This window comes from SAR202 cluster bacterium, from assembly GCA_016872355.1.
In the GTDB taxonomy this organism is placed as follows: Bacteria; Chloroflexota; Dehalococcoidia; order Lucifugimonadales; family VGZY01; genus VGZY01.
In genome coordinates this window covers 1-7607 of record VGZY01000100.1, presented here as the reverse complement: position 1 = coordinate 7607, position 7607 = coordinate 1, and the positions used below count along the sequence as shown (strand labels likewise).

The window sequence follows — 7607 nt, the reverse complement described above, 5'->3', positions numbered from 1 at the left end:
ACAACATTGGCATTGCGCCCGGGAAGGACGATGTTGTTGTCCCTGGAGCCAGCGACCTCCACAATGCCCAAGTCGGGTTTCTCCCAGTGAAGCCCGTCCTGGGACGTCGCGTAGGCGATCAGGCCACCCGTCACCTTGTATGTGTCGTACCACATCTTGTAAATACGGTCTTCCGAGTCGTAGTTAACGCAATTCCCGATGATCTGGGCGAATCCTCGCTCCCATGGCTTGTCGCCCTCCAGCACCGGCGCGGCCATTTTTGCGGGCTGGTGCAAGACCCTCTTTAGACCGGACATTTGTTCAACGAGATGTCCGTCTAGAAACAACTGTCGCTCCGTGCCTATGTGGTCTGCCATCGGGCCAATGCCCCTCCCTTATCAAACATACGTAAGCAGTTTAGGCAGCGGTTTAGCAGAACCCCTTTTCAAAGTGTCCCATGACTGTTTCACGCGGGGCCCAAATGTGTCACAATGTTGGTTCCTCGCTTTAGCGTGTGTCTGCCCCTGCCCAGTGGCTTCTGGTTGAGGTGCGGAAATGACCCGTTTAATCTCCGCTGTGAGCGCCGAGCGCCACCGACTGTTCGTCGGGCGCGAACTTGAGCTCAGGCTGTTCTCCGACTGGGCTGCGGTCGAAAGCCCCCCCCACCAGGGTCGTCTGGATTTACGGCGTCAGCGGCATCGGGAAGACAAGCCTGCTCTCAGAGATATTGATGAACGCGAAGGCCGCAGGCGCGACGACCCTTAAGATCGACTGTGCCGCGTGCACTCCCTCGCCCGCGGGCTTCAAGGAATACCTCAGGTCTACCCCGCCGTCTCATGACATGCCATTCGGCGATTTCGATCATTCCAAACAGGTTGACTTACTTCTTGGCGCAGGCGGGGATTCCCGGATCGTGCTCGCTCTAGACGACTTTGACCGATTCGGCCCAATCGAAGGGTGGATACGGGACGAGTTTCTGGGTCGGATGGCTGAACGCGGCATAATGGTTATCATCACCAGCCTCCGGAAGTGTTCTATCGACTGGACCGCGGACGCATCCTGGCGGGGTCGCTTGACCCAACTCCGACTCCAGTACTTTGGACGTCAAGAGGCGGACGAACTCCTGATGCGGCTTGGGGTTGACAATCAGGCGAATCGTGACCGGTTGGCCGCAGCGGCGCAAGGGCTGCCGCTTTCCCTTGCAGTGGGCGCAGAATCAATGTTGAGGGGGGAGTCCGTTGCCGCGGCGGCCTCAGCAATGAACCGGGCTGTTACCGAGCGAGCCCTCATGGAAGTAGTCGACCCCGACCTTCGCCCCGCAATCGAGGCCCTGACTGTCCTAACTGAAGCCGATGAAAACCTCTTGGGTGAAGTCCTTGAACGCCGTATAGGCTGGCGATACTACAATGGCCTCGGACGCCTTTCGTTTGTCCAGTCCGCGCGAAATCGCCTCGCAATAACGGCGGCTTACAGGACCCACTTGAACGCCGAGATGAAAGAGCGCGACTCTGAACACCACGGGAGAATAGTCCGAAAGGCCTTTCATGCCATTCGATACAGGTTATTGCACGTTCGTACAGGTGACAGGCACCGCAGTGCGTCCTTGATGAACATGTGTGCGGATGCACTGCCGAACGGGCCGCTATTTGACCTCACAGGACATCACGAGATGCGCCAGGTGCAGGCTATGAGGACTGCAGATGGCCCGTACTGGAATGCGCAAATCGACGAGTTGCGGGCCGTCTCTGGACCCGAAGCTGTTTCCTTATCAGAGGCCGCGGAGCTTCTCGAGCAGGTGGGTATCCTGTTCCCGAATTGCATACGTGTCCTCCGTACGGACAGGGACGAGTTGCTTGCGCTCTATGCTCTGGTCCCCCTGTTCACGGAGAGCCTGGCTATGCTGCCACGATCGAGAATCGGTTCTCTATTCCTGGCTTCGTGCTCCGAAGAGGAGACGAGGCGGCTTGACTGTACTCGGGCAACGGCAGACACATATTTTGCGTTGCTCCCTCCGGCTTTCTATATGAAGAGCGCTCCGAGCCAGCCGCTGATCGCAGGCAGCCTGGTAAGGGACTTCCTTACGCACATTGGAAAGGGGCTGCGAGGTGTGATGCCGGCCGGCAGCCCAGAAGCGGTCCAGGCGTTAACCGCGATCGGATTCCAGGCACGGAAGCCAATTACATCTCTTGTCCTCTCCTCACGAGCCAGCCCGATAGAGATGATGGAACTTGACCTTCGCGGTAGCGATATCGGGGCATGGCTGCTCTCTCTCGGGCACCTTGAGGAGGCGATGATTACCCTCGACGACCCCGATCGCATGAAGGAGGAGTTCTCATACGTACTTGAGAGCCTGGACGATGCAGTCAAGGTGGGCGAGAGTGCGCTTGCGCGGTGCCTGGGGCGTTCCGGCAGAGAGCTTCAGCAACTGCTGCGCGAAACCCTGACCAGTGAGCGACCCTCTTTTCCGCTACGTCTCGACCAGCAGGAAATCCTTCGGGCTTCGTGCCTCGGAAAGCGGGATAAGGTGTTCACAATCGCCGGTAATCTGAGTATGTCCCGATCGACCTACTACCGCAAGCTGAATGAAGCATACATCGCGTTGGCGAAGGCAGTTATGCTGACTCCAGGATAGGGCTATGGATGTCCGTCTGCAGCGTCACATCGCCATTGCTATCGTTCTTGCATGTACTGCGGCCAATGACGCGATCGCCTTCGCGTGCGGAGCGAAGACGGACCCGTTCGCGGTGGGCGAGAGGGGTACGCCGACGCCCACGGCGCTGGCGGGGGCGACAGTCGCGCCGACGGCAGTTCCTCCGTGGATGGAAGAGCAAGGCAGGGGGCTTGTCCGAATTGCGGAGTGGCCGGACAGGGACGTTCAGCTGGCAAACGCCCTTTCCGGATACGCGATGGTCCACGGCTATGGCTACAGCGTGGAGATTGTGCCGCTGGATGAAGCCGCCGCTAATGAAGCCCTCCTGCGGGGCGAAGTTGACGTTGTGGCGATGCTGGACAGGGCAGGCGCGGAGGAGTGGTACAGCCAGGGGCTGGCGTCCGGAGTGATCGTCGACCTCGGAGCCATGCGTGATGCGGACCCGGGCCTGCGTGTCGTGGCGACGGCGAAGTTGCAGGCCCGTGCGGCCGACCTGGCGGACTTCTTCGGGAGGGTCAGCGTAAACGCTACCGCGTTCGACGGCGCCGCCGCAGCCATCAGCGAGGGGCGCACCGGCGTCAGCCCCGTCGTCGCCGCGCTCATCTACTACAAGGACCCCGCGTCAGGCTGGCAGGCGTGGATGCCGGCAGAAGTGGCCGACGCCGTGAGCGCAGCGATCGCCGACGGGCAAAGCTCGCTCAAGAACCGTGGGTGCATCCCCACGGTAAGCTGCGGCGCTCCCAAGCCACGTAACCAGTGACCGGCGCCGTATCTTTCGCAATGCTCCCCTAGTCCTCGTCCTCTTTATCCGACGGGACCTGCAGCCCGGCGGCCTCTGCGATCAGGGAGTCCACGGCCGTGCGTGGCACGAGCCGCACCATCAGCCACAGCGCCGCGAGCACCACGCCGAGGTCGTCAAGCTGCCCGAGCACGGGGATGAAGTCCGGGATCAGGTCTATGGGCGAGGCGAGGTAGATGACGAGGAAGAAGGGTATCGCCTTGACGTACCAGGGCACTCGGCGGTCGGTTATGAGGAGCTTGAAGAACGCGGCCTTGTGCTTCAGGCGGAGCTTGAGGAACGAGGCATAGGGCTCCCGGGCGCTGAGGAGGCGGATGGCGATAATGAGGGCTGCGACAATGACTGCCAGCGCCGCGAGCAGCGCCAGGATGACGTAAATCCAGAACACGCGGCGCCCCTAGCCCTTCGCCCGCTTTTCGGCGACAGCCTTCGTAATGAACTCCGCTATCTCCGTTGTCGGCGTGCCCGGGCCGAAGATGGCCCTTACGCCGATCTTCTCCAGCGCGGCGCGGTCGGCGTCCGGGATGATGCCTCCGGCGACGACAATGATGTCGTCTATCTCGTTCCTCTTCAGCCCCTCGAAAATCTGCGGGAAGAGCTCCATGTGCGCGCCCGAGAGGATGCTGAGGCCGATGACGTCCACATCCTCCTGCAGCGCCGTCTCCACGATCATCTCCGGGGCCTGGCGGATGCCCGTGTAGATGACCTCCATGCCGGCGTCGCGGAGGGCGCGAGCGATGATCTTCGCGCCGCGGTCGTGCCCGTCCAGGCCGGGCTTGGCGACGAGGACGCGGATGATCTCGGTCTGGCTGCTCACGTTCACGTTACCTCCGGGCGGACTCGGCGTCCACGAGCTCGATGAGCACGCCGCGCGTCGCCTTCGGGTGGATGAAGCCGATGGTGCCGGATAGGCCGTGCCGGGGAGACTTGTCGATCAGGTCCACCCCCGTCGCGCCGAGGCGGGTGAGCGTGCCCTGCAGGTCGTCCACCTCGAACGCGATGTGGTGCACGCCCTCGCCGCGCTTGTCGATGAACTTCGCGACGCCGCTCTCCGCGTCCGTCGGCTGGATGATCTCAAGCTGGGAGCCCCCTACCCTGACGAGCGCCGCCTTGACGCGCTGGTCCGGCAGCTCTTCGACGTCGCTCGTGGTAACACCGAACACCTTGCCGTAGAAGGCGAGCGTGTCGTTTATGTCCTTGACGGCAAGGGCGACGTGGTTGATATGTCGCGCCACGCATGGGGCGTTCTGGGTCATAGTATTGTCCTGGTTATGCTTTTTTCGTAGAGACGTCCGCCGCGGCGGACGTCTCCGGCGGACCATCAGATGAACAGCTCTACCACCTGGGCCAGATTGCTGACCGTAGCGTCCGGGTAGTCCATGGGCTCACGCGGCTTCTGCACGGAGGCGATGCCCTGGGTGACACGCACCGTTTTCCAGCCCAGCTGCTTGGCCGGGCGAATATCTTCGTCGATGCGGTCGCCGATCATGACTGCGTCGGCCGCCTTCGTCTCGGCCAGCTCGATGGCGCGTGAAAACACGGCGGCATCCGGCTTCTTCAGCCCCGACTGGGAGGAGATGACGATCACCTTGAAGAACTGGCCTATGCCCCACCTGGCGATGTGCTCTTCGTTCCCCGCGTGCTGGTTGGCGACGATGCCGAGGTGGTAATGGGTGGAGAGCTTGGAAAGCACGTCCTTCGCTTCGGGATACGCCTCCACAAGATCTATCTTGTACTTCACGCCCCTGTAAACATACGCGCGAATCTTCTCGTCCGATGTGAGGAGCTCAATGGCGCCCTGGGCTATGCCGGGGGTGAACTTTTCGGCGCTCGCGCGCATCGCCGCCTCGACCTTCGACTCCGATACCATCACACCCATATCAAGAAACCGCGCGCCTATCTGGTTCACGTAGTCGCGCAGCATCTTCTGCTCATTGAGGAGCGTGTTACCAAGGTCGAAGAAGAGCCACTTGGCCTCTTTGAGCTTAAGCCTCTGGGTTGTCATGGCAAGCGCTTTCCCAGGGGCGCAGGTCCCCTGTTTCGGATTCCTGATGCACAACTATTACGCTTACAGGCCGTGCCGCCCACTACACCCCACCCTCACCCTTTGGGCCAGAGCGCCCAAAGGCCTCTCCCTCAAGGGAGAGGAGGGAAACGGCGCCACCCCGCACCCCCTCTCTTTTCTCCCCCTTGACGGGGGAGATGTCAGCGCTCTGGCTGACAGAGAGGGTGGCTGGGTGGGGTTGGCAGGCCACCGCCGCGCAGCCCCCTAGAACGGCGTGAATTCCCGCTGCTCTCCGAACACGCCACGGAATACGTCCGCAATCTCCCCGACGGTGGCGTACGCCTCGACGCACTCGAGGATGGCGGGCACGGTATTCTCTTTGCCCACCGCGACGGTCTTCAGGCGCTTGAGCGATGCTTGTACCGCCGCATTGTCGCGCTCCTTGCGGACGCGCTTGACCCGCGCGATCTGCTTCTTCGTCTCGGCCTGGTCGATGGTCTGGATCTTCTCGATTGGAGGCGTGACGGACTGGTACCGGTTCACGCCCACGACGATGCGCTTCGTCTCCTCGATCTCTCGCTGGAGCTTGTATGCGCTGTCGTGAATCTCGCGGGTCTGGTAGCCCTCCTCGAGAGCTGCCACCGCGCCGCCGAGGCGGTCGATTTCGCCGATGTACTTGAACGCGGCCTCTTCCAGCTTGTCGGTCAGGTTTTCGACGTAGTACGAGCCAGCCAGCGGATCGACGGTCTCGGAAACGCCGCTCTCGTGTGAGAGTATCTGCTGCGTGCGAAGGGAGAGCTGCGCCGACTCTTCGGTGGGAAGCGCGAGCGCCTCGTCCTTGGAGTTGACGTGCAGCGACTGCGTCCCGCCCAGGATGGCCGCGAGCGCCTGCACGGTGGTGCGGATGACGTTGTTATCGGGCTGCTGCGCAGTAAGGGTCACGCCGGCGGTCTGGGTGTGGAAGCGCATCATCCACGATTTCGGGTTCGTAGCGCCGAAGCGCTCGCGCATGATCTTCGCCCACATGCGGCGAGCGGCGCGGAACTTCGCGACCTCTTCGAAGAGGTTGTTCTGGGAGACGAAGAAGAACGAGAGGCGCTGCGCGAAGCTATCGACATCCAGCCCGGCGTCCACCGCCGCCTGTACGTATGCGATGCCGTTCGCGAAGGTGAAGGCGAGCTCCTGCACTGCCGTCGCGCCCGCCTCGCGCATGTGGTAGCCGCTCACGCTGATCGTGTTCCACTTGGGCACCGACGTGCTGCAGTACTGGAACACGTCCGTGATGAAGCGCATCGACGGCCTGGGCGGGTAGATGTACGTCCCGCGCGCGATGTACTCCTTGAGGATGTCGTTCTGGATCGTGCCGTTCAGCTCGGTCGCGGGCACGCCCTGCTTCTTGCCGACCGCGATGTACAGCGACAGCAGTATCGAGGCCGTCGCGTTGATCGTCATCGACGTGCTGACCTTGTCGAGCGGGATGCCCTTGAAGAGCAGCTCCATGTCCGCCAGGCTGCTGATGGGTACCCCTGCCCTGCCCACTTCGCCGGCGGCGAGTGCGTGGTCGGAGTCGTAGCCGGTCTGCGTGGGAAGGTCGAAGGCGACGCTCAGGCCGGTCTGGCCTTGCTCCAGCAGGTAGCGGTAGCGGCGGTTGGACTCCTCCGGCGAGGCGAAGCCGGCGTACTGCCGCATCGTCCAGACCTTGCCGCGGTACATGTTCGGTTGCACACCACGCGTGAAGGGGTACTCGCCTGGGTAGCCCAGCCGCTCGGCGTATCTGAAGCTACCCAGGTCCTCCGGCGTGTACACCGTCTGGACCTCGATGCCGGAGTCGGTCTCAAACCGCTCCTGGCGCTCTCCGAAGCGCTTCTTCACGGGGTTGAGCGACTGGGCTTCCCACTCGCGCTTGTCTTTGCTGGGCATGGATGTGGCTCGTAGTTTGGGTTCGCGGGGACAGTGGACTGGATTGGAGTGTAGTAAAGGACGGAGAAGGTGTCAATCAGGCGGGGGCGAGGTGTCTTTGCTCAGTGATATTGTCAGTAGGTAACTTCTCAGTGAATATGTCAGTCCATGAGAGGACTACATTTGACCGAGCGAGAAGCGAAGAGAGCACAGATACTGAACCTTGTTCTGGAGGGGCGTTGCGAGGCAAGTAAGGCCGCTGAGCTGATGGGTGT

General features: G+C 61.9%; 8 protein-coding genes. 2 read left to right on the top strand and 6 right to left on the bottom strand.

The window, feature by feature from the left end; translation table 11 throughout:
• Window positions 1-275 (bottom strand): hypothetical protein (locus FJ319_13955; protein MBM3935372.1); only part of this gene is annotated, 275 nt, incomplete at its 3' end.
• 434 nt (window positions 276-709) lie between these two features.
• Here FJ319_13955 and FJ319_13950 point away from each other — a divergent pair.
• Both FJ319_13950 and FJ319_13945 read left to right on the top strand, forming a co-directional pair.
• A complete protein-coding gene (locus FJ319_13950) occupies window positions 710-2611 on the top strand; it encodes a hypothetical protein (protein ID MBM3935371.1) in 1902 nt (633 codons plus the stop codon).
• A 4-nt stretch (window positions 2612-2615) separates the two neighbouring features.
• Window positions 2616-3389, top strand: coding sequence for a hypothetical protein (locus tag FJ319_13945; protein MBM3935370.1), 774 nt, complete (start codon window positions 2616-2618; stop codon window positions 3387-3389).
• A gap of 28 nt (window positions 3390-3417) precedes the next feature.
• On the opposite strand, the gene FJ319_13940 is transcribed toward FJ319_13945, so the two are convergent.
• From FJ319_13940 to FJ319_13920, 5 genes are all read right to left on the bottom strand, one after another.
• On the bottom strand, window positions 3418-3693 hold the full coding sequence (locus FJ319_13940) for a DUF1232 domain-containing protein (GenBank protein MBM3935369.1): 276 nt from the start codon (window positions 3691-3693) through the stop codon (window positions 3418-3420).
• 132 nt (window positions 3694-3825) lie between these two features.
• Entirely contained in the window at window positions 3826-4227 is a 402-nt protein-coding gene (locus tag FJ319_13935; GenBank protein MBM3935368.1) for a cobalamin B12-binding domain-containing protein, read from the bottom strand.
• A gap of 25 nt (window positions 4228-4252) precedes the next feature.
• The gene (gene mce / locus FJ319_13930; GenBank protein MBM3935367.1) at window positions 4253-4684 is read right to left on the bottom strand and encodes a methylmalonyl-CoA epimerase; all 432 of its coding nucleotides are present in this window, start codon (window positions 4682-4684) and stop codon (window positions 4253-4255) included.
• A gap of 65 nt (window positions 4685-4749) precedes the next feature.
• The gene (locus FJ319_13925; GenBank protein ID MBM3935366.1) at window positions 4750-5433 is read right to left on the bottom strand and encodes an HAD family hydrolase; all 684 of its coding nucleotides are present in this window, start codon (window positions 5431-5433) and stop codon (window positions 4750-4752) included.
• A 264-nt stretch (window positions 5434-5697) separates the two neighbouring features.
• Window positions 5698-7353 carry a methylmalonyl-CoA mutase gene (locus FJ319_13920; GenBank protein MBM3935365.1) on the bottom strand — a complete coding sequence of 552 codons (1656 nt, stop codon included), beginning with the start codon at window positions 7351-7353 and terminating at the stop codon, window positions 5698-5700.
• Between the last annotated feature and the right edge of the window lie 254 nt (window positions 7354-7607).